Annotated in this window: 15 protein-coding genes, 1 tRNA gene and 1 other RNA gene; 14 read left to right on the top strand and 3 right to left on the bottom strand. The window is 54.6% G+C overall.

The window, feature by feature from the left end; all coding sequences use genetic code 11:
* Nucleotides 1-66: 66 nt before the first annotated feature.
* Nucleotides 67-141: transfer RNA gene (locus L1F29_RS01535), tRNA-Arg, on the bottom strand.
* Between the two features lie 227 nt (nucleotides 142-368).
* Between L1F29_RS01535 and L1F29_RS01540 the strand changes: the two genes are divergently transcribed.
* The 7 genes from L1F29_RS01540 to L1F29_RS01570 all read left to right on the top strand — a co-directional run bounded on the left by L1F29_RS01540 (nucleotide 369) and on the right by L1F29_RS01570 (nucleotide 8,673).
* Complete coding sequence (locus L1F29_RS01540) at nucleotides 369-1,427, top strand: sugar-binding transcriptional regulator (RefSeq protein WP_258386652.1); 1,059 nt, start codon at nucleotides 369-371, stop codon at nucleotides 1,425-1,427.
* Nucleotides 1,428-1,505: 78 nt separating this feature from the next.
* Nucleotides 1,506-2,510: a type I glyceraldehyde-3-phosphate dehydrogenase gene (gap, locus tag L1F29_RS01545; RefSeq protein WP_258386653.1), complete on the top strand. Its 1,005-nt coding sequence runs from the start codon at nucleotides 1,506-1,508 to the stop codon at nucleotides 2,508-2,510.
* Nucleotides 2,511-2,771: 261 nt separating this feature from the next.
* Nucleotides 2,772-3,953 carry a phosphoglycerate kinase gene (locus L1F29_RS01550; RefSeq protein ID WP_258386654.1) on the top strand — a complete coding sequence of 394 codons (1,182 nt, stop codon included), beginning with the start codon at nucleotides 2,772-2,774 and terminating at the stop codon, nucleotides 3,951-3,953.
* Between the two features lie 60 nt (nucleotides 3,954-4,013).
* Nucleotides 4,014-4,766: a triose-phosphate isomerase gene (tpiA, locus tag L1F29_RS01555; RefSeq protein ID WP_258386655.1), complete on the top strand. Its 753-nt coding sequence runs from the start codon at nucleotides 4,014-4,016 to the stop codon at nucleotides 4,764-4,766.
* Nucleotide 4,767: 1 nt separating this feature from the next.
* Nucleotides 4,768-6,309 (top strand): 2,3-bisphosphoglycerate-independent phosphoglycerate mutase, encoded by a 1,542-nt coding sequence (gene gpmI / locus L1F29_RS01560; RefSeq protein ID WP_258386656.1) that lies wholly within the window; start codon nucleotides 4,768-4,770, stop codon nucleotides 6,307-6,309.
* Between the two features lie 58 nt (nucleotides 6,310-6,367).
* Nucleotides 6,368-7,660 (top strand): phosphopyruvate hydratase, encoded by a 1,293-nt coding sequence (gene eno, locus L1F29_RS01565; RefSeq protein WP_258386657.1) that lies wholly within the window; start codon nucleotides 6,368-6,370, stop codon nucleotides 7,658-7,660.
* Between the two features lie 248 nt (nucleotides 7,661-7,908).
* Nucleotides 7,909-8,673, top strand: a complete 765-nt coding sequence (locus L1F29_RS01570) for a sugar phosphate isomerase/epimerase family protein (RefSeq protein WP_258386658.1) — start codon at nucleotides 7,909-7,911, stop codon at nucleotides 8,671-8,673.
* Between the two features lie 129 nt (nucleotides 8,674-8,802).
* Here the strand turns inward: L1F29_RS01570 and mgsA are convergent, their stop codons facing one another.
* Nucleotides 8,803-9,285, bottom strand: a complete 483-nt coding sequence (gene mgsA, locus L1F29_RS01575) for a methylglyoxal synthase (RefSeq protein ID WP_258386659.1) — start codon at nucleotides 9,283-9,285, stop codon at nucleotides 8,803-8,805.
* 359 nt (nucleotides 9,286-9,644) lie between these two features.
* Here mgsA and secG point away from each other — a divergent pair, with 359 nt between their 5' ends.
* From secG to ssrA, 4 genes are all read left to right on the top strand, one after another.
* Nucleotides 9,645-9,881: a preprotein translocase subunit SecG gene (gene secG, locus L1F29_RS01580; RefSeq protein WP_258386660.1), complete on the top strand. Its 237-nt coding sequence runs from the start codon at nucleotides 9,645-9,647 to the stop codon at nucleotides 9,879-9,881.
* 428 nt (nucleotides 9,882-10,309) lie between these two features.
* Complete coding sequence (gene rnr, locus L1F29_RS01585) at nucleotides 10,310-13,309, top strand: ribonuclease R (protein WP_258386661.1); 3,000 nt, start codon at nucleotides 10,310-10,312, stop codon at nucleotides 13,307-13,309.
* Nucleotides 13,310-13,472: 163 nt separating this feature from the next.
* A complete protein-coding gene (smpB, locus tag L1F29_RS01590; protein ID WP_258386662.1) occupies nucleotides 13,473-13,955 on the top strand; it encodes an SsrA-binding protein SmpB in 483 nt (160 codons plus the stop codon).
* Between the two features lie 283 nt (nucleotides 13,956-14,238).
* Nucleotides 14,239-14,602, top strand: a transfer-messenger RNA (tmRNA) gene (gene ssrA, locus L1F29_RS01595).
* Nucleotides 14,603-14,636: 34 nt separating this feature from the next.
* On the opposite strand, the gene L1F29_RS01600 is transcribed toward ssrA, so the two are convergent.
* Nucleotides 14,637-14,909 carry a type II toxin-antitoxin system death-on-curing family toxin gene (locus tag L1F29_RS01600; protein ID WP_373876466.1) on the bottom strand — a complete coding sequence of 91 codons (273 nt, stop codon included), beginning with the start codon at nucleotides 14,907-14,909 and terminating at the stop codon, nucleotides 14,637-14,639.
* A 151-nt stretch (nucleotides 14,910-15,060) separates the two neighbouring features.
* On the opposite strand from L1F29_RS01600, the gene L1F29_RS01605 reads away from it, so the two are divergent.
* From L1F29_RS01605 to L1F29_RS01615, 3 genes are all read left to right on the top strand, one after another.
* Nucleotides 15,061-17,256, top strand: coding sequence for a DNA topoisomerase III (locus tag L1F29_RS01605; protein WP_258389574.1), 2,196 nt, complete (start codon nucleotides 15,061-15,063; stop codon nucleotides 17,254-17,256).
* A 407-nt stretch (nucleotides 17,257-17,663) separates the two neighbouring features.
* The gene (locus L1F29_RS01610; RefSeq protein WP_258386663.1) at nucleotides 17,664-20,363 is read left to right on the top strand and encodes a UxaA family hydrolase; all 2,700 of its coding nucleotides are present in this window, start codon (nucleotides 17,664-17,666) and stop codon (nucleotides 20,361-20,363) included.
* A 31-nt stretch (nucleotides 20,364-20,394) separates the two neighbouring features.
* Entirely contained in the window at nucleotides 20,395-21,360 is a 966-nt protein-coding gene (locus L1F29_RS01615) for an aldo/keto reductase (RefSeq protein WP_258386664.1), read from the top strand.
* The last annotated feature ends 121 nt before the right edge of the window (nucleotides 21,361-21,481 follow it).

The raw sequence follows: 21,481 nt of genomic DNA on the forward strand, positions 1-21,481 counted from the left end.
GAAAGTCAAAGATGGTCAAACATAGGATACAAAAAAACCGGCATAAGCCGATTATTCGTTGTATTATGGCGCGCCCGCGAGGGATCGAACCTCGATCTCAGGCTCCGGAGGCCTACGTCATATCCATTGGACCACGGGCGCAAAAGGGATAGCGAGGATTAGTATATCTAATAATCGGGAAAAAAGCAATATGGGCGAAAAAAATAATTTTGTGTAAATCGTGACAGCAAACGGTTTCATCGGCAAAACCCATCTTGCCCCGCGTTCTGCTTTGGAGTACAATAGCAGTGGGACTTAAAAAGATAACGCGGGACGCATTGTGTCCATGGTCTACGGATTTAATTTTGACAATGGAGTGAACGCGGAAGATGCAGTCTCTCATTGAATTGCAGCAACAGCTTGTGCCGGATATGCTCGCGGCGATGAAGAAGCGGTATCTCATTCTTCGCCAAGTGCTGCTATCCGATATGATTGGCCGCCGGATGCTGGCCGCTTCTCTTACGATGACGGAGCGGGTGCTGAGGGCGGAGACGGATTTCTTGAAGGCGCAAGGACTTCTTCATATCGATGCTGCCGGCATGCGGATTACGGATGCAGGCAAGCGGCTGTTGGAGGATATGGAGCCTTTCTACAAAGCGATGTTCGGCTTATCCGATCTGGAGACTCGCATTCGCCAGCGGTATGGCCTCAAGCAGGTCATGATCGTGCCGGGAGACTCCGATATTTCGCCGCATGCGAAGCGGGAGCTTGGACGTGCAGGATGCTCGGCGCTCCGCAAGGTGATGGAGAAGGACGATATCGTTGCCGTAACCGGCGGATCTACGCTTGCCCAGGTAGCAAGCCAGCTGACGACTCAAACCTCGCTTAAGGGAAATTGGTTCGTGCCCGCAAGAGGCGGATTGGGCGAAAGCCTTGACTACCAGGCGAACACGATCGCATCGACGATGGCCAAGCGGACCGGCGCGCAGTACAGGCTGCTGCATGTGCCCGATCATCTGGGGGAAGAAGCATACCAGTCCTTGATGCAGGAGCCGAATATCCGTGAAATCGTAGAAGTGATCCGTCATGCGCGCATTGTTATCCATGGTATCGGAGACGCAGTGGTTATGGCGAGAAGAAGGCGTGTGGACGAATCCGTTATTGAGGCGCTGAACGCAGAAGGGGCGCTGGCGGAAGCGTTCGGGTATTATTTTGACCGGAATGGCAATGTTGTACACCGCATGCCGACGGCCGGACTCCGGCTGGAGGATATTATGGCAACCGAGGTTGTCATCGCAGTAGCAGGCGGACGGAGCAAAGGCGAGGCGATCGCATCCGTCATGCGCTTTGGACATGACGACATACTGGTAACCGACGAAGCCGCAGCACTAGAAATCGCCGCATTGCTGGATGATGAAGAAGGTTTGGACATCAACGCGAGATCTTGACGTATGCTCGCAGCTCGGGGGCTGCGTTCGGACGTCTTGAGATAAATTTAAACATTACGTTACTAGGAGGAAAAAAAGATGGTTAAAGTAGGTATTAACGGATTTGGCCGTATCGGCCGTAACGTATTCCGCGCAGCTTTGAACAACCCAGAAGTCCAAGTGGTGGCTGTAAACGATTTGACGGACACGAGCACGCTCGCTCATCTGCTGAAATATGATACGACTCACGGCAAGCTGGACGCTACAGTAGAAGCGAAAGAAGGCGCGTTGATCGTTAACGGCCGCGAAATCAAAGTATTTGCTGAGCGCAACCCTGAGAACCTTCCATGGGGTCAAGAAGGCGTTGAAATCGTCGTTGAATCGACGGGTATCTTCACGGCGAAGGAGAAAGCCGAGCTTCACCTGAAAGGCGGCGCTAAGAAAGTCATCATCTCCGCACCGGCTTCCAACGAAGATATTACGATCGTTATGGGCGTTAACGAAGACAAATACGATCCAGCCGCTCATACGGTTATCTCCAACGCTTCTTGTACAACGAACTGCCTGGCGCCGTTCGCGAAAGTCATTAACGACAAATTCGGTATCGTCAAAGGCATGATGACGACCGTTCACTCCTATACGAACGACCAGTCCGTACTGGACCTTCCGCACAAGGATCTGCGCCGCGCTCGCGCTGCCGCAGAGAACATCATTCCTTCGTCGACGGGCGCTGCCAAAGCGGTATCCCTTGTACTGCCTGAACTGAAAGGCAAGCTGAACGGCATGGCAATGCGCGTTCCTACGCCTAACGTGTCGGTTACGGATCTCGTTGCCGAGCTGAAAGTGAACGTTACGGTTGAAGAAGTTAACGGCGCTCTGAAAGAAGCTGCAGACGGCCGTCTGAAAGGCATCCTGAACTACTCCGACGAGCCGCTCGTATCGAGCGACTACAATGGCGACCCGGCTTCTTCCACGATCGATGCACTGTCGACGATGGTCGTTGAAGGCAATATGGTTAAAGTTGTTTCCTGGTACGACAACGAGTGGGGCTACTCGAACCGCGTCGTTGATCTTGCCGCATACATCGCTTCCAAAGGTCTGTAATACGGACACCTACTGCGAAGGAGCTGCCCGTGCAGCTCCTTCTCGTTGGTTGATACGGAAGAAAAATGGTGGGTTAATTCACCGCGTATATAGATAAAGAGTCTGCTCCGGCTTGCCGAACGAGCCGGTAACAGGTATGGATAGGGCTTAAGTGGAATGATGAATAGATGGAACTAGGGCAGAGGCTTCCGATCTTCTTGCAAGAGCAATGCGGGAGCGGAGCATCTGCATGTTCCACCAAACCGAGGAGGATCTGCATCGATGAATAAGAAGAGTGTGCGCGATGTCGAGGTAAGCGGTAAGCGCGTATTTGTGCGTGTTGACTTCAATGTGCCGTTGGAGAACGGTGCGATTACGGACGATAAGCGGATTCGCGAAACGCTGCCGACGATTAACTACTTGATCGAAAGAGGCGCAAGAGTTATTCTGGCGAGCCACCTTGGCCGTCCTAAGGGGCAGGTTGTCGAGGAGCTGCGCTTGACGCCGGTTGCGGCGCGTCTGTCCGAGCTTCTTGGAAAGCCGGTTAACAAGGCGGATGCGGCGATAGGCGGAGAAGTGGAAGCGCTGGCTGCAGCATTGAAAGACGGCGAAGTGCTGCTGCTTGAGAACGTCCGGTTCTACGCGGGCGAAGAGAAGAATGATGCGGAGCTCGCGCAGTCCTTCGCGAAGCTGGCGGACCTGTTCGTGAACGATGCATTCGGCGCGGCTCATCGCGCGCATGCTTCGACAGAAGGCATTGCTCACCACCTGCCGGCCGTTTCCGGTCTTCTGATGGAGAGAGAGCTGGATGTGCTCGGCAAGGCGCTGAACAATCCTGAGCGTCCATTCACGGCTATTGTCGGCGGATCCAAGGTTAAGGATAAGATTGATGTCATTAACAAAATGATCGAAATCGCGGATAACATCGTGATCGGCGGCGGTCTTTCTTATACATTCTACAAAGCGCAAGGCTACGAAATCGGCAAATCGCTTGTTGATAACGAGAAGCTGGATCTGGCACTCGGATTCATTAACAAGGCGAAAGAAATGGGCAAGAACTTCCTTCTGCCGGTCGATATCGTGGTAACGGACGATTTCAGCGCCGATGCCAATACGAAGATCGTGGATATCGACGGCATTCCGGCTGACTGGGAAGGCATCGACATCGGACCGAAAACCCGTGAGATTTACGCGGACGTCATCAAGAACTCCAAGCTGGTCGTATGGAACGGACCGATGGGCGTATTTGAAATCGAACCGTTCTCGCACGGTACGCAAGCTGTAGCGCGCGCATGCGCGGAAACTTCCGGTTACACGGTAATCGGCGGCGGCGATTCGGCTGCTGCTGCGGAGAAATTCGGACTCGCAGACAAGATGGACCATATTTCCACTGGCGGCGGCGCCTCCCTGGAATTCATGGAAGGCAAGGCGCTTCCGGGCGTAGTTGCTTTGAACGACAAGTAATGGCATGCTGTTGAAGGCAGGTTAAAATATTCTTCAATATGTTGTTAGGAGCTGAAGAACATGCGGAAACCAATTATTGCGGGAAACTGGAAGATGTTCAAAACCGTTTCTGAAGCAACTGCGTTCATCGCGGCTGTGAAGGGCAAGGCGGAGGTAGATGGCGTGGAAGCGGTCATCTGCGCGCCATACACGACGCTGCCGGCGCTTGTCGAAGCGGCTAAAGGAACGTCGATCGCGATCGGGGCACAGAACGTGCATTTCGAAGACAGCGGCGCCTTCACGGGAGAAATCAGCGGCGTCATGCTGAAGGATCTCGGCGTGAAGTACGTTATTATCGGGCATTCGGAGCGCCGCGCTTATTTCGCGGAGACCGACGAGATCGTGAACAAGAAGGTTCATGCGGCATTCAAGCACGGCCTGACGCCGATCGTCTGCGTGGGCGAGAAGCTGGAAGAGCGCGAAGCGGGACAGACGAAAGACGTATGCAAGGTGCAAACCGAAGCGGCTTTCCAAGGCTTGTCCGCAGAGCAGGCGGCGCAGGTCGTCATTGCTTATGAGCCGATCTGGGCGATTGGAACGGGTAAATCCTCGACATCCGAGGATGCGGAGGATGTCATTGCCTATATTCGCGGCATTGTCGACGGCCTCTATAACAGCGAGACGGCGAATGCGGTTCGTATTCAATACGGCGGCAGCGTGAAGCCTGGCAATATTCGCGAATATATGGGACAATCGAATATTGACGGCGCTCTTGTAGGCGGTGCAAGTCTGGAAGCGGCGTCCTACATCGAATTGGTCGAGGGGGCGAAGTAAGATGACGGCTCCGAAACCGGTTGCGCTTATTATTATGGACGGATTCGGCCTGCGGAACGATGTGACCGGCAATGCGGTTGCGCAAGCGTCCAAGCCGAATTACGACCGTTACATGTCGACCTTTCCACATACGACGCTGACAGCATGCGGCGAAGCGGTTGGGCTTCCGGAAGGCCAGATGGGCAATTCCGAAGTCGGCCATCTCAATATCGGCGCCGGACGGATCGTCTATCAAGACCTGACCCGGATCGGCAAATCGATTCGCGAAGGCGAGTTTTTCGAGAATGAGACGCTGATCGGGGCCATTAACCATGCGAAGGTTAACGGCAAGAAGCTTCACCTGTATGGCCTTCTCTCCGATGGCGGCGTGCACAGCCACATAAGCCATTTGTTTGCTCTGCTGGAGCTGGCGAAGAAGAACGACCTCGACGAGGTTTACATTCATGCGTTCCTGGATGGCCGCGATGTAGCGCCTGACAGTGCGAAAGGTTACCTGGAGCAGCTGCAAGCGAAGATCGAAGAAATCGGCGTAGGGAAGATCGCGACCGTACAGGGCCGTTATTATGCGATGGACCGCGATAAGCGCTGGGAACGGACAGAGAAATCTTACCGCGCTATGGTCTATGGCGAAGGTCCTCAATACGCAGATCCGATTCAAGCGGTTGTCGATTCGTATGAGAAATCGGTGTATGACGAGTTTGTCATGCCGACGGTTATTCTCGGAGCGGATGGCAAGCCGGTCGGCCTCGTGGAATCCGAAGATGCCGTGGTCTTCTTCAATTTCCGTCCGGACCGCGCGATTCAGCTGTCTCAAGTGTTTACGAACGATGATTTCCGCGGTTTCGACCGTGGAGCGGGCGCGCCGCTGAACCTGTACTTCGTCTGTCTGACGCTGTTCAGTGAAACGGTTGGCGGGTTTGTTGCGTATAAACCGAAGAATCTCGACAATACGCTTGGCGAAGTGCTCGTTCAGAATAACAAGAAGCAGCTTCGCATTGCCGAGACGGAGAAGTATCCGCACGTGACCTTCTTCTTCAGCGGCGGACGCGATGTCGAGCTGCCGGGCGAAACGCGCATTCTGATCAGCTCGCCTAAGGTTGCGACCTACGACCTGCAGCCGGAGATGAGCGCGTACGAGGTTGCCGCAGCCGCTGTGAAAGAGATCGAATCGGATAAGCACGACGTCATCATTCTGAACTTCGCGAACCCGGATATGGTCGGTCATTCCGGCATGCTGGAGCCGACGATCAAAGCGGTGGAAGCGACGGACGAGTGCATGGGCAAAGTGGTCGATGCGGTGCTTGCCAAAGGCGGCGTGGCCCTGATTACGGCGGATCACGGCAATGCCGATATGGTCATTGACGAGTCGGGACGCCCGTTCACCGCCCATACGACCAACCCGGTTCCGTTCATCGTGACGAAGGCAGGCATTACGCTGCGCGAGAACGGCATCCTGGCCGACATTGCGCCGACGATTCTCGAATTGGCCGGGCTGGCGAAACCGGTCGAAATGACCGGCAGCTCCATCATTGAGCAAGCTTAGCAGACAAGCGTGTAAGTGATAAGCAATACCACCATACAAAATAAGGAGTGTTCCGTTCATGTCTATCATTACTGACGTATATGCACGCGAGGTGCTCGACTCCCGCGGCAATCCAACGGTTGAAGTTGAAGTTATTCTTGAGTCCGGCGGCAAAGGCAGCGCAATCGTGCCATCCGGCGCATCCACTGGCGCTTACGAAGCTGTCGAGCTTCGCGACGGCGACAAAAGCCGTTACCTCGGCAAAGGCGTATTGAAGGCTGTTGACAACGTCAACTCCATCATCGCACCAGAAATCATCGGCCTTGACGCGCTGGATCAAGTATTGATCGACCGCAAAATGCTGTCGCTGGACGGTACGCCGAACAAAGGCAAGCTGGGCGCGAACGCGATCCTCGCCGTATCGATGGCGGTTGCCCGCGCTGCAGCAGACGCATTGAGCGTTCCGCTGTACACATACCTGGGCGGCTTCAACGCTAAAGTTCTCCCAGTTCCGATGATGAACATCGTGAATGGCGGCGAGCATGCCGACAACAACATCGACGTTCAAGAGTTCATGGTTCTGCCGGTTGGCGCAGAGAGCTTCAAGGAAGCGCTGCGTATCGGCGCGGAAATCTTCCACAACCTGAAGTCGGTTCTGAAAGACAAGGGCTTGAACACCGCTGTTGGCGACGAAGGCGGATTCGCTCCGAACCTGGGCTCCAACGAAGAAGCCATCACCACCATCATCTCGGCTATCGAGCGCGCAGGCTACAAGCCAGGCGTCGACGTATTCCTGGGTATGGACGTAGCTTCCACGGAATTCTTCAAAGACGGCAAGTACCACCTCGAAGGCGAAGGCAAATCCTTCACGCCTGCTGAGTTCGTGGATCTGCTTGCATCATGGGTGGAGAAGTACCCAATCATTACGATCGAAGACGGCTGCTCCGAAGACGATTGGGAAGGCTGGAAGCTGCTGACCGAGAAGCTGGGCGGCAAAGTGCAGCTGGTTGGCGACGACCTGTTCGTGACGAACACCGAGCGTCTGTCCCAAGGCATCGAGAAAAGCATCGGCAACTCCATTCTGGTTAAAGTGAATCAAATCGGTTCGCTGACCGAAACGTTCGATGCCATCGAAATGGCTAAACGCGCAGGCTACACGGCTGTCATCTCTCACCGTTCCGGCGAGTCCGAAGACAGCACAATCGCTGACATCGCGGTAGCGACGAATGCCGGTCAAATCAAAACAGGCGCTCCGTCCCGTACGGACCGCGTTGCAAAATACAACCAATTGCTCCGCATCGAGGATCAACTGGGTTCGACTGCTCAATACGCAGGCAAAAGCGCATTCTACAACTTGAAAAACTTCAAGTAATCGCGCAATAGCAAAATGACAAAAGAATGTCCCAAATGGAGGTATATCTTCCATAGAGACGTTCGCTATAATAGGGGAGAGACTGCGTGCTTAGTGCGCCGGCTCTCCTCTTTTTAATATAAGAAAGTATAAGTTTTCGTCTTACTTGCTTATATTTAAATAGCAATATTGCATAGTGGATGCAGGGGTAAGGGCGGACCTGAGAGGCTTAATCAATACCGCCAAATACGTTGAAAGCGGTGGATAATATGACAAAACCAGTCGTTGGTTTGCAGCTGTACACATTGCGTGACCAGACCGAGAAGGATTTCCTGGGCACGATTCGCAAGGTTGCCGAAATGGGCTATAACGCGGTTGAATTTGCCGGTTATTTCAATACGCCTGCCAAAGAGCTGAAAGCGCTTCTGGACGAGCTCGGATTAGAAGCTCCTTCTGCTCACGTTGGATTGAATTTCGGCGAACCCGATAAAATTGAGCAGGATTTGGCCGTTCAAATCGAGTATGCCAAAGAAATCGGCCTGAAATATATCGTGACGCCGTGGGCGCCGCTTCCTGAGAATCCGACGGAGGAAGATGTCGACAAGCTGGCATCCATCCTGGAGGCGGCGGGCAGACAAGTGGCGGCAGCCGGCTTGCAATACGGCTATCATAACCATGACTTCGAATTTAAGCTTGTGAACGGCAGACCTGCTATGGACCTTCTGCTTGAGAAGGTGCCGGCAGAGTACCTGATCGCTGAATTCGACCTGGGCTGGGTACATATGGGCGGCCAGAATCCGGTTGATTATGTGACGCGTTACGCGGGCCGCGTGCCGCTGGCGCACTTCAAGGACTTCGGTCAAGGGCGCCGTGACACTGAGGTTGGCAAGGGCGTTGTCGATCTGAAAGGCGTATTGGGAGTTGCTGAGAAGGTCGGCATCGAATACTTTATTGTGGAGCAGGAGGAGTTCGCTTCCTCGTCGCTCGAAAGCGCGAAGATTTGTCTGGAATTTTTCCGTGAGAACGGATTTTAATTGATCAACTTAGCGAGCCGTGCAGCTGCGCAAGCTGGTGGTCCATTCCATTTCGTAAGAATGGCAGGAGCAGGCGGCTTATGATCGATCGTGAAGAGGGGGCGATTCCATCGCCTCCTCTTTCTTCTTTTATTGGCGTTCTGCCGCCGCGGAGCTGACTCCGCGCTGTTTATCGACTGGCCGCTCCTTAAGGCCCGTAACATTGACAGGACGATTATTGTGAATGATATCCCGCCAGTTGAAGTCCCCTCGCTCCAGCGCATGAACCAGAAGCTCCGCTGTGGCCATGTTGGTTGCAACCGGAATGCCGTACACGTCGCAGAGGCGGAGCAGTGCCGAGATATCGGGTTCATGAGGCTGCGCGACGAGCGGGTCGCGGAAGAAGAGGAGGAGGTCCAGATCGTTCTGCGCGATCAAGGCGCCCAGCTGCTGATCGCCGCCTAACGGACCGGATTTAAAGAGAAAGATGTCTAACGTTGTTTGGTCCATGATGAGCTGGCCCGTCGTGCCCGTCGCGAACAGTTCATGCGCGTGAAACAAGTGTTGATAAGCGATCGTGAAGTTTATGAGCTCTTCTTTCTTTTGATCATGTGCAACGAAGGCAACTTTCATTGAAATCACACTCCGATGAATTTTTTGTATGTTAGTTAATATAACATATAAGTGAGTAATACAGTTGGTTAATTAAAAATTTTTATCGATTTAAGGATGACTTTGTTATTTAATATGACATGTAGGTAAGGGTCTTTTCATCAGAAGGAATGCATAAGGATCGTTGGTATAGTGGTTGATGAAGCTAAAGAAGGATTTGTGCTGCATGGGATGCATAGCACAACGTACTGAGCAGCAAAGATGGACATGCTTGTATTCACTATTCATCTGTGATAAAATAAAAATGTTGTTCTCAGGCTTTGTCCTGATGTGGCAAGGCTACGGAAAATGCGAATGCTTCTCTCGTTGGAGGTGGAACTGTGGATATTTTCTTCAAAATTTTGTTGATCATTTTCTCTTTGGGCTTGATTACAGTCGTTCTTCTGCAGAAAGGGAAGAGCGCCGGTCTTTCGGGCGCCATCTCCGGCGGTGCTGAGCACTTGTTCGGTAAGCAAAAGGCGCGCGGACTGGATCTTTTCTTGCAGCGTCTTACGGTAGGCCTTGCGGTTGGATTTTTCGTAACGGCACTGATTGTTGCTTACCTGATCAAATCATAATCGTTGAATCGGTGGAAAGCGGGAGAATGCATCCCGCTTTTTTTTTGTTACATAAGATAAATCGTAAACATCGTTAACCTTGTGGAAAGCTGGGAATGGCGAATGGCTTCGCCGCGGCAAGGGTAATGATGTTTTTTATGTGGAATAATAGTTAGCGGGATGAACAAGTTATGCTGCTGCTTGCTGGTTTGCGGTTACGGGCTTGGTTTGAAACAGGGCGTTCTTGTGTGAAGAAGGAAGTAGGCCGGCTGTGTGGATTGATGTGCATATTGAGTTTGTCAAATGTAAATGATCCGCGATATGGCAAATATTTTTGCGAAAACGGATGGCGTTGTTTCATTTCGTGTATACTAAATCTATATGAGAATCTATCAACCTGAAGCTGCAACTACTTAATTCGAGGGAAGCGGCATGCGAGTGGAGGCATTATGATAACAGAGGAGACCCTGCTTGATTTTATGAGGGAAGCGGCCTATAAGCCGATGACATACCAAGAGCTGCACCGGGAGTTGGGCGTAGAAGGGGCGGAGTCGTTCAAGGCCTTCCTCGTCATGCTGAATCAGCTGGAAGAGGAGGGGCGGATCATCCGGAACCGCAATGACCGGTACGGCGTGCCCGAGCGAATGAACTTGCTGCGCGGGCGCGTGCAGGCGCATGCGAAAGGCTTTGCGTTCCTGCTGCCGGAGGACAAAGCGCATCCGGACGTTTATTTGCATGCGAACGATTTGGCCAGCGCGATGAACGGAGATATCGTGCTCGTTCGGATCACCTCCAAGAGCGAGAGCGGCGGACGCATGGAGGGCGAAGTCGTGCGAGTCGTCGAGCGTGCGGTTACGCAAGTGGTCGGCACGTTCGATAACCATGAAGCTTATGGCTTTGTCGTTCCGGACGATAAGCGGATCAACCGCGATATCTTTATTCCGAAGGGGCAATTCCAGGGTGCGGTGAGCGGGCAGAAGGTCGTCGTTCGCATCGTTTCGTATCCGGAGGGGCGTTCGGCCGCCGAAGGCGAGATAGTTGAAATTCTGGGCCATAAGAATGATCCGGGCGTTGATATTCTATCCATCATCCGGAAGCACCAGCTGCCGGAAGGATTTCCGGAGGATGTGCTGGAGGAAGCCGAAGCGGCTCCGGAATCGATTACGGAGGAAGAGATCCTCAGCCAAGGCCGGCGCGATCTTCGGGGCCGCGTCATTGTAACGATCGACGGCGAGGATGCCAAAGACTTGGACGATGCGGTCAACGTGGAGCGGCTGCCGAATGGCAACTACCTGCTAGGCGTTCACATCGCGGATGTCGGGTATTACGTGAGAGAGAAATCGGCGCTCGACCAGGAAGCTTACCGCCGGGGCTGCAGCGTCTACCTGGTGGACCGGGTGATCCCGATGCTGCCGCATCGGTTGTCGAACGGGATATGTTCCCTGAATCCGCAGGTGGATCGTCTGACGATGTCTTGCGAGATGGAGTTCGACGCGAAGACGCTCAAGCGGGTACGCCACGATGTATTCACGAGCGTTATTCGGACCAAAGAACGGATGACGTACACGAATGTGCGTAAAATTTTACAGGATGAGGATCCGGAAGTTACGGAGCGCTACGCTGAATTGGTCGACTCCTTCAAGCTGATGGAGGAGCTCGCGATGCGGCTTCGGTCGACGCGGATGAAGCGCGGCGCCATCGACTTCGACTTCGTGGAAGCGAAGGTCATCGTCGATGAGAACGGCAAGCCGGTGGATATCGTGAAGCGAGAGCGGTCGATTGCCGAGCAAATCATCGAGGAATTCATGCTGGCGGCCAACGAGACGGTTGCCGAGCATTTCTATTGGCTGCGCGTGCCGTTCCTGTACCGGATTCATGAGAATCCGGACTCGGAGAAGCTGCTGGCCTTCGTTCAATTTGCCGCGAATTTCGGCTATACGATCAAGGGCAAGGGCGGGAGTGCAATTCACCCGCGTGCACTGCAGACGCTGCTGGAAGATATCCGCGGCACGAAGGAACAGACGGTGATCTCGACCGTCATGCTTCGGTCGATGAAGCAGGCGCGATACGAAGCGGAGAGCTTGGGCCACTTCGGGCTTGCGGCGGAGTTCTATTCGCACTTCACCTCACCGATCCGTCGTTATCCGGACCTGGTCATCCATCGCGTCATGCGCGAGGTATTCGAGCATGGCGGGGTACTCTCCGATGCGCGATTAGAGGCGCTTGGAGCCCGGATGCCGGATATTGCCCAGCAGTCCTCGGAACGCGAGCGCGTTGCCGTTGAGGCGGAGCGGGATACGGATAAGCTCAAGAAAGCCGAATATATGCTGGATAAGATCGGCGAGGAATTTGATGGTATAATTAGCAGTGTGACGAGCTTCGGTATCTTTATCGAGCTGGAGAACACGGTGGAAGGGCTCATCCGTCTCAGTGATCTAACGGATGATTATTACCACTTCCACGAACAGCACATGCTGCTGGTCGGCGAGCGGACGTCGCGGATGTTCCGAATCGGCGATGAGGTGCGCGTGCGCGTCGAGCATGTGAACATGGACGAACACACCATCGACTTTGCGTTGTTGGAGTCGACTGGTTCTGCCGCAGCCCGCGAGGGCCAGCGCGCCGGGCGGGGCAATCGCGGCGGCGCGGGCGGCGGTGCAGCCCGCGGAGCGGCTGGCGGTGCTGGCGCTCGCGGGGGACGCGGCGGCGGGCGCAGTGCCGCAGGCGGCGAGCGCGCTGCCGGAGCGGCCGGCAAGCGCGGTGGCCAGAAGCGCGCCGGCGCAAGCGAGCGCGTGGGCGCAGCGGCGGGAGCGCGCGGCGGCGGTGCCCGCGGTGCGGGCGCTCGCCCAGGCCGCGGCGCGAAGGAGCAGCGCGGGAACGGCGAGCGCGGCGGAATGGTATTCGCGCGACGCGGCAGCGATAGCGCTGCAAGGAATGAAGGGGAACGCAGAGGATGGAAACCGGAGGACGATTATAACTTGAACCGAATAATGGGAACGGAAGACGGAACGGTTAGCAGCGAGAGCGCTGCTTCGACGAGCAAGGGGAAACCGGAGCATGCGAAAGGCGCTGCAGTACGAAAGGATATGTGGGGACTGCCGATTCTTGGTACCGGGGGCGTAATCGATGAAGGGGAGTATGAGCACTTCTCCCCGGGCGTTGGTTCACGCCGCGGAAGACCTGGCGGCGGAGGCCGCAATCAAGTCGGCGGATCGAATGGAAACCGCCGTGGCAAGGCGCCAAGCAGCGCCAATAAAGGCGCGAGCGGGAATGCCGGCAGCGGCACAAACCAGCGGCGCCGGAAGAAGCCCGCAGAGAATGGCGCTGTCAACACGGTGAATTCGAAACCGGATGCGGGAGACGCTAATGTGGTGAAGAAAAAGCCGCGTAAGAAGAAAAATCGCGCAGGTCAAGCAGCTGCGGCTGCCGAGCCTAAACAGCCGAACTAACGGGCCGTATAGCTGCCCGCAGGGTGCGGCGGACCTGTGTCACTTCTTGATTTCGCCTTGTAAAGTTGTTACAATGGACTCCTGATGAATACTGCTTAGGAGTCCATTTGTTTCCAATGCTCCGGCGGTCGTTCAAGTCTACTAGAGCAAAGAGGTGATTGGCATGGGCGGTAAGAAGAGTGACGGGAAACAGCTTGCCCAGAACAAGAAGGCTTCCCATGACTATTTCATCGAAGATACGTATGAAGCCGGCATCGTGCTGATGGGGACGGAGATTAAGGCGCTGCGCGCGGGGAAAGCGAATATCAGCGATGCATTCGCAACGATCCGCAACGGCGAGATGTTCATCCACAACATGCACATCAGTCCGTTCGAACAGGGCAATCGGCATAATCCGACCGATCCGACACGGGCACGGAAGCTGCTTCTGCATAAGACGCAGATTCATAAGCTGCTCGGGCAATCGAAGCAGGAAGGATACTCCATCGTACCGCTGAAGATTTATGTCCGCAACGGCTATGCCAAACTGCTTATTGGATTAGGTAAAGGTAAGAAGCAGTATGACAAGCGCGAATCAGCGGCGAAGCGGGATGCGCAGCGTGATATCCAGCGTGCGCTTCGCGAGAAGCAGAAGGTCGCACGGTAATGGTTAGTCGGTATTCTGGAGCTTGTGGCGTTCGTCGCCAATGTTACCAGAAAGACATCGGCACAATAAGTCTTCGATTGTGTTATACTAAATAAGCAACAACGAAGCAATGATTCAAATGCTCGAAGCGCTATGCCGATTGCCCCAACGGGTTCGATCGGTACGTCGCCAGAGCGCCTAAGCTAAACGGAACATGGAGATGCGAATTTGCAGTTTGTCCGCCATCGCATGGTGATGCGATAGATGCAGACGCGCCTTCAGATGACGCCGTTTATGCGATATTGGGGGCGTTTATGGATTCGACGGGGATAGTACGAGCATGGGTTGCGGGTAGTGGGGACGCGTCCGCTTTATCAACGCTAAAGCCTATTAAATGGCAACCAACGTACAACTTTAGCAGCAGCCTAAGAAACTGTATGCTAAGCTCCTCCCTTGCATCGCCCATGTGCCAGGTGTAGGGGCTCACACTTAGTGGGATACGCTGTCTCATCTCCGCCTGCGGTGAGCTGAAGAAGACAAACAGGCTGACCTTAGCGATAGCCGGTTACGGGGCGCTTGCTAAGGTGACATCAAAACTGTGACTACACCCGTAGAAGCACATGTGGCGTGATCTTCGGACAGGGGTTCAAATCCCCTCGCCTCCACCATCATTAACCCGACCGCGTGAGGTCGGGTTTTTTGCTATGTTTGGCTATGTGCACGTATGACTGCGGCGAGTTCTTGGAAGGCGTAATGATGGTTTACCATATCGACTGTCAGATCCTCAGCTTGTTTTTGATCCATGACAAATTGGTATCCGTTGTAGCGAAGAAAGATAACGAGAGCCGTAAAGGCAGTGCGTTTGTTTGCGTTCTGAAAGGGGCGATTTTGCCCGAGTGACTTGAATAGAGCGGCAGCTTTATCGAACAGAGTACGGTAGGCGTCATCTCCAAAGGCCGAGGATTGCGGGCGCAAAACGGCTGATTCAAGTAAGCTGCTAACGGGATCAGTGCACAGATTTTCGCCGCGCTTCCGTCATCTGGCGGAGACGCGGCTTTTTGACAATATTCCCGCGAATATTGAATAATGAGAGTATGACAAGTGCAGGGGGAAATAGTAGATGAAATTGAAATCGCTCATATTGGCGGAAAAGCCCAGCGTTGCGCGGGAAATCGCGCGTGTGCTCGGCTGTACGAATAAAAACAAAAGCTATATTGAAGGCCCGTCCTATGTGGTAACGTGGGCGCTCGGCCACCTCGTCGGTCTCGCCGAGCCGGAGGACTACGATCCGAAGTACAAGACATGGAACCTTGAGGATCTGCCGATCATGCCAGACCGGATGACGCTTAAGCCGCTGAAGGAGACATCCGGCCAGTTCAAGGCCGTCCTCCAATTATGCAAGCGGCCCGATATCGGCGATCTGATCATCGCCACGGACGCAGGACGGGAGGGCGAGTTGGTTGCCCGCTGGATCATGGAACTCGCTCATTGGAAGAAGCCGTTCAAGCGGCTCTGGATTTCGTCGCAAACGGATAAGGCGATCAAAGACGGCTTCGCGTCGCTGAAGCCGGGCCGCGAATATGATCGGCTGTATGCTTCTGCCGTGTGCCGGGCGGAAGCCGATTGGTTGGTTGGTCTGAATGTAACGCGGGCCTTGACCAGCAAGTACAATGCGCAGCTATCGGCAGGCCGGGTGCAGACGCCAACGCTCGGGATGCTGATGGAGCGCGAGCGCGAGATTAACGGCTTCATGCCGAAGCCCTTCTGGACGGTGTCCGCGGAGTTCGCCGGCGAAGGCTTCCATGCTGCTTGGCGCAGCGAGGAAAGGCATGACGGCAGGCTATGGACGCAGACAGAGGCGGAAGTTATCGTTGCACGTACGAAAGGTAAGCCGGCGGTCGTCGAACGGCTGCGGACAGTAGAGCGAAGCGAGCCTCATCCGCAAGCGTACGATCTGACCGAGTTGCAGCGGGATGCGAACAAACGGCTTGGCTTCTCGGCGAAACAGACGTCGAACGTGCTGCAGCGGCTGTATGAACAGCATAAGCTGGTGACGTATCCGCGGACGGACTCGCGTTATTTGTCATCTGACATGGTGCCGACCCTGAAGGGTCGAATGGAGAGCATTGCAGTCGGGCCTTATGCGGCGCTGGCGCGTAAGTTGCTTCGGGCGCCGCTTTCGGTCACGAAACGCATCGTCGACGACAGCAAGGTGAGCGATCATCATGCTATTATTCCGACGGAGCAATATGTCAACCTGTCTGCACTGAGCCCGGAGGAACGGAAGCTGCATGAATTGATCGTTAGACGGTTCCTTGCGATGTTCAGCTCGCCTTGCCGATATGACGAGACTAGCGTGGTCATACGAGTCGGCGAAGACCGTTTCTACGCCAAAGGTAACGTACTGAAGGAAGCTGGTTGGAAGGAAGCGTACGGCGGTGTGCAGGAGGCCGATTGGTCGGATGGTGAGGACGATGGCAGCGACGATGCAGCAGCGGATGGAGGCAGAGGAGCGGCACGAGAGGCAGGCGGCAGCGGACCGCTTCTGCCAGCGCTCACTTCCGGGCAGTCGTTAACCTTGAGGCAAAGCAGGTTTCGCGAAGGAAAGACGCAACCGCCGGCACGTTTTACGGAAGCGGGGTTGCTGTCCAAGATGGAGAAATACGGGCTGGGGACCCCGGCCACGCGCGCGGATATTATCGAGAAGCTGCTGTCCTCGCAGACGATTGATCGTCAAGGCAATCGGCTGGTGCCGACCGGCAAAGGCAAGCAGCTCATCGAGCTGGCCTCGAAGGAGCTTCGCAGTCCGGAGCTGACCGCGGAGTGGGAGAGGGATCTGGAGCGCATTGCGAAAGGCCAAGGCGATGCGAAAAAGTTTATGGCCGGCATCCGCCAGAAGGCTGCAGCGTGGGTAACCGAGGTGAAGCAGGATTCGAAGGAGTATAAACCGCACAACCTGTCACATGCGCACTGCCCGGATTGCGGCAATCGAATGATGGAGGTCAAGGGCAAGCGAGGCAAGACGTTCGTGTGTCAAGATCGTGAATGCGGTTACCGCCGCGCGGCCGAGCCAGTACTGTCGAACAAGCGTTGTCCGCAATGCCATAAAAAGATGGAGATCCATACCGGCAAAGCGGGCAAATACGCGCAGTGCCGCCCATGTAATATCATTGAGATGCTGGAGGACAAAGCCGGCGGCGGGCGGACCAACAAGCATCAGCAGAAGCGGCTCGTCGAGCAGTATAGCGACAAGGTCACGCTGACCGGCGGGCTGGCCGATGCCCTGAAGGCCGCGCTGGAGGGCAAGAACGAGAAGAAGTAACCGGCGAGTAAGTCGCATGTGGAGTTGTGGGAGACCGCAGGGTTGTATAATGGCAGGGGTAAGGGCAAAATACCTGCCGAACATTGGAGCCAGCCGAATAAGGCTGGCTTTTTTAATGGGTATAAACGACCAGATGTTGAGCATGTTTCTTTTTGTGCTAACTCCGTCGGATTCTGGATTTGCCATACCATACTTCGCCTCCACCATGTAAATCCACAACCGCATGAGGTTGTGGATTTTTGCATATATTTTTCTATTATTATTTATGAAAGACAACCTAACGCGGCTCTCGTGATATAATCTTAATTATTATGCAAGTTGGCGTTATAGTAATGGATGGTTTGAAAACGCATTCAACAATTGTTGAGATTTCGCGCGAAATTTTACGTCAAGGGAGCCGATCATCGATGGACGTCGTTTACCAATTTGAAGAAGTAGCCAGACTTCCTTTACCCGGGGATAACTGCGCCGTTGCAATTCGCCAATTGAACTCCGGTACCGTCATTCAGTATGAAAACCAATCCTTCGTCTTGGATTACACGGTTATGGAAGGCCATCGATTCGCGGTAAAAGCGATCGCTCCTGGCGAAGAGCTGCTTTCGTGGCAATTGCCTTTCGGCGTGGCGCTTAAGCCGATTCATCCCGGCCACTATGTGATCAACGAAACCGTATTGGAAGCGCTCAGTGTGCGCAAGTTGGCATTCGCGCTACCGCCTGTGCCCAATTTCGCGGATCAAGTTCATCCCTATATCTTTGATGAGGACAACTTCCGGCCGGCTCAGGCATCGCCAGCGTATACGGAGACGCGCACCTTTATGGGATATCGCCGCCATGAAGATCGCGGGGTCGGCACGCGCAACTACATCGTACTGCTTGGCACCACCTCGCACACGGGCAGCTATGTGAAAAAGCTTGCCGCCCGTCTGCAAGGCGAATGCAACAACTATTCAAATATCGATGGGATTGTTCCCGCGGCCCATACGGAGGGCGGTACTTCGATGCCGAATAACGTGGACTTGCTGCTGCGGACGCTCGCCGGTTTTATGGTCAACCCGAATGTCGGTGCGGTATTGCTTGTCGATTATGGCAATGAATCGGTCACGAACAAGATGGTGGAGGCTTACGCACGCGAGCACAGCTACCCGATCGATGAAGTGCTTCATAAGTTCGTATCGCTCACGGGCAGCTTCGAAGAGGAACTGGTTACAGGCGAAGCGTTAGTACGGGAGTGGCTGCCGGCGGTCAATGCGATGCAGCGAACGCCAGAATCCATCCGCCACTTGCGAATCGGCTTGCAGTGCGGCGGTTCGGACGCATTTTCCGGCGTATCCGCGAATCCGCTGCTCGGCTGGATTTCTGAAGAGTTGGTGCGTTACGGCGGCGCGGCCAGCCTGGCCGAAACCGATGAATTGATTGGCGCGGAGCCCTATGTCCTGTCGAATGTACGCAATGCGGAAACCGCGCGCAAATTTCTGGAACTTGTGAATCGATTTAAGGAGCGCACGTCTTGGCATGGCACCAGCGCGGAAGGTAATCCGTCCGGTGGCAACATGTATCGCGGCTTGTACAACATCTATCTCAAATCCATAGGCGCCGCAATGAAGAAAGACCCCGTAACGCGGATCGATTTTGCAACCGAGTACGGGGAGCTCATGAAAGATGGCGGTTACTATTTCATGGACAGCCCCGGGAATGACTTGGAGAGCATCGCCGGACAGGTGGCCGCAGGCTGCAACATGATATTCTTTACGACGGGAAATGGTTCGATAACCAATTTCCCGTATGTGCCGACGGTCAAGGTGGTCACGACAACTCGCCGCTTCCAATTGCTGTCGAACGATATGGATGTGAACGCAGGGAAATATCTGGAAGGCAAGTCGATGGATGAGCTGGGACAAGAGGTATTCGAATTGGCGATCCGAATTGCCTCCGGCCAGCGAAGCGTCGGCGAGAAAGCGGGCCATGCCCAGGTGCAAATTTGGCGCAACTGGCAGCAGAACGATGCGAGCCAGCTGGAGACGCTGCTGCACGCTCCCACACCGACAGGAGCGCCGATAGAAATTCAAGATGATGAAGCGATGGCAAACCCGATCCAATTTACCTTTACTCGGCAACGGGATCGGCAGTCCAGTGACAATATCGGCTTGATTGTGCCGACTAGCCTTTGCGCCGGACAAGTAGCCAACATGATCACACAGCGGCTGAATGGGCAAGGAGCGGGGCAGCCCGGTCTCTCGGGCTTTGTCGCATTGGCACACACGGAGGGCTGCGGAGCCTCAGGGGGGGCAGCCGAATCGCTTTTTGCCCGCACGATGATGGGCTACATCACGCACCCGATGGTGGAGCATTGTTTGCTGCTGGAGCATGGCTGCGAGAAAACGCACAACGATTATATGCGCCATCAGATGGAAGTAAATGGCGTTGATGCGAGCCGGCTCGGCTATGCCAGCATTCAGCTCGACGGCGGAATCGCCAAGGTGAGCGAGAAGGTCGAAGCTTGGTTCGCCGATCGATTGGCCGCGGCCGAGCCTGCGGAGAAGGTGACAGTCGGACTGGAAGGACTGCGTGTCGGGATCGTAAGCGACGGTGCCATTATCGACGATGCCGGCGAGCAGCTGGCAGCGCTGACCAAGATGATTGTCGGTGCTGGAGGCGTGGTCGTTATTCCTGAGAATAGCGGATTGCTTGCTGCGGCTGCATTCAGCCAACATCTATTTACTGCGTCTCAAGTTCGGCCGTCCATCGCCTATGGGGAACATGTCCGCCGCAACGGATTCCACATTATGGAGACTCCGACAACGCATTGGGTGGAGACGGTCACGGGACTCGCAGCCACCGGTGTGGAAATCGTGGTCGCGCTGATCGGCAATCGTCCGATGCAGACGCATCCTTTCGTCCCGATGCTGCAAATAACGTCAGAACAGGCCATGATGCAGAAACATCAGGAAGATGTCGATTTGGTGCTCTCGGGCAACCCGACCTTATGGGCGAATCAAATTCTCGAGCGCAGCAAACAAGTTTTGGAACATACGTATGCGCCGCGTCTCTATCAGCAAGGTAATATCGATTTCCAATTGACGCGGGGCTTTTTGGGCGTATCGCTGTAATGAAGACATCTATGAAAGCGAGGATCACACTATGTCGAACACACTATTATCCAAACGGCCGTTTGGCAGTACCGGCCTGCTCGTAACGCCGCTATGTCTTGGAGCCGCTCCGCTCGGGGATATGCCGGAAACCTTTCAATATGGCACGCCGGAAGAACAAGCATTGGTAACGCTGCGTACCGCATTTGAAAGCCCGATCAACTTCCTGGATACGGCTGCATCCTATGGCTTTGGTGAGAGCGAGCGGCGGATCGGCAAGGCCATCCAAGCGAATGGCGGACTTCCGGCGGGTTACGTGTTGGCCACCAAAGCCGACCGCGACTTTACGACAGGCGACTTCAGCGGCGAACAGATCAAACGTTCCGTCGAAGGAAGTCTCGAACGCTTGGGACTTGATCGTCTGCAATACGTTTATATCCACGATCCTGAACATACCACCTTCCAAAATGTGATGGGACCCGGCGGACCGTTAGAAGTACTGCAAAAGTTTCAAGATGAGGGAGTCATCGGTCACATCGGCATATCCGGCGGACCGATCGATATGCTCATTCGTTATGTAGAAACGGGTGCATTTAGCGCTGTGGAAACCCACAATCGATATACGCTGCTCAATCGAGCTGCCGAGCCTTTGCTTGATGTCGCGAGCCGCATGGGCGTCGCCGTCATCAACGGCGCTCCTTATGGCAGCGGCATATTGGCGAAAGGTCCGGATGCATACGCCCGTTATGCCTATAGCGATGCTTCGCCGATCGTAGTGGAAAGAGCGCGTTCGTTCGCCAAAGTGTGCCAGGAATTTGATGTGCCGTTGGCCGCCGCGGCGCTTCAATTTTCGCTTCGCGACCCGCGGATCACCAGCACGGTCGTTGGCATGAGCAAGCCGGAACGGGTAGCTCAGACGGTGGAACTCGCGAATTACCCGATTGCCCCTGAATTATGGCCGGAGCTTGACGCCTTCGGCTATGATATGGACGATCCCGAAGCGAATCGATTGGCTTAATGGATAGGCGTACGATCGCTGCACGTGTCAAGTGATTCGTCGGCAATCGGATCAAATAATCTCGTCCCTAAGATAATGTCTTTGGGGCGGGATTTTTAATTTGTTTCAAAAAGATGATAAG

The organism is Paenibacillus spongiae (assembly GCF_024734895.1).
In the GTDB taxonomy this organism is placed as follows: domain Bacteria; phylum Bacillota; class Bacilli; order Paenibacillales; family Paenibacillaceae; genus Paenibacillus_Z; species Paenibacillus_Z spongiae.

Bases quoted from the DNA above. Each gene is read 5' to 3' on its own strand.
- L1F29_RS01540 (WP_258386652.1), top strand. From the start codon at position 369: ATGCAGTCTCTCATTGAATTGCAGCAACAGCTTGTGCCGGATATGCTC.
- gap (WP_258386653.1), top strand. From the start codon at position 1,506: ATGGTTAAAGTAGGTATTAACGGATTTGGCCGTATCGGCCGTAACGTA.
- L1F29_RS01550 (WP_258386654.1), top strand. From the start codon at position 2,772: ATGAATAAGAAGAGTGTGCGCGATGTCGAGGTAAGCGGTAAGCGCGTA.
- tpiA (WP_258386655.1), top strand. From the start codon at position 4,014: ATGCGGAAACCAATTATTGCGGGAAACTGGAAGATGTTCAAAACCGTT.
- gpmI (WP_258386656.1), top strand. From the start codon at position 4,768: ATGACGGCTCCGAAACCGGTTGCGCTTATTATTATGGACGGATTCGGC.
- eno (WP_258386657.1), top strand. From the start codon at position 6,368: ATGTCTATCATTACTGACGTATATGCACGCGAGGTGCTCGACTCCCGC.
- L1F29_RS01570 (WP_258386658.1), top strand. From the start codon at position 7,909: ATGACAAAACCAGTCGTTGGTTTGCAGCTGTACACATTGCGTGACCAG.
- mgsA (WP_258386659.1), bottom strand. From the start codon at position 9,285: ATGAAAGTTGCCTTCGTTGCACATGATCAAAAGAAAGAAGAGCTCATA.
- rnr (WP_258386661.1), top strand. From the start codon at position 10,310: ATGATAACAGAGGAGACCCTGCTTGATTTTATGAGGGAAGCGGCCTAT.
- smpB (WP_258386662.1), top strand. From the start codon at position 13,473: ATGGGCGGTAAGAAGAGTGACGGGAAACAGCTTGCCCAGAACAAGAAG.
- L1F29_RS01610 (WP_258386663.1), top strand. From the start codon at position 17,664: ATGGACGTCGTTTACCAATTTGAAGAAGTAGCCAGACTTCCTTTACCC.
- L1F29_RS01615 (WP_258386664.1), top strand. From the start codon at position 20,395: ATGTCGAACACACTATTATCCAAACGGCCGTTTGGCAGTACCGGCCTG.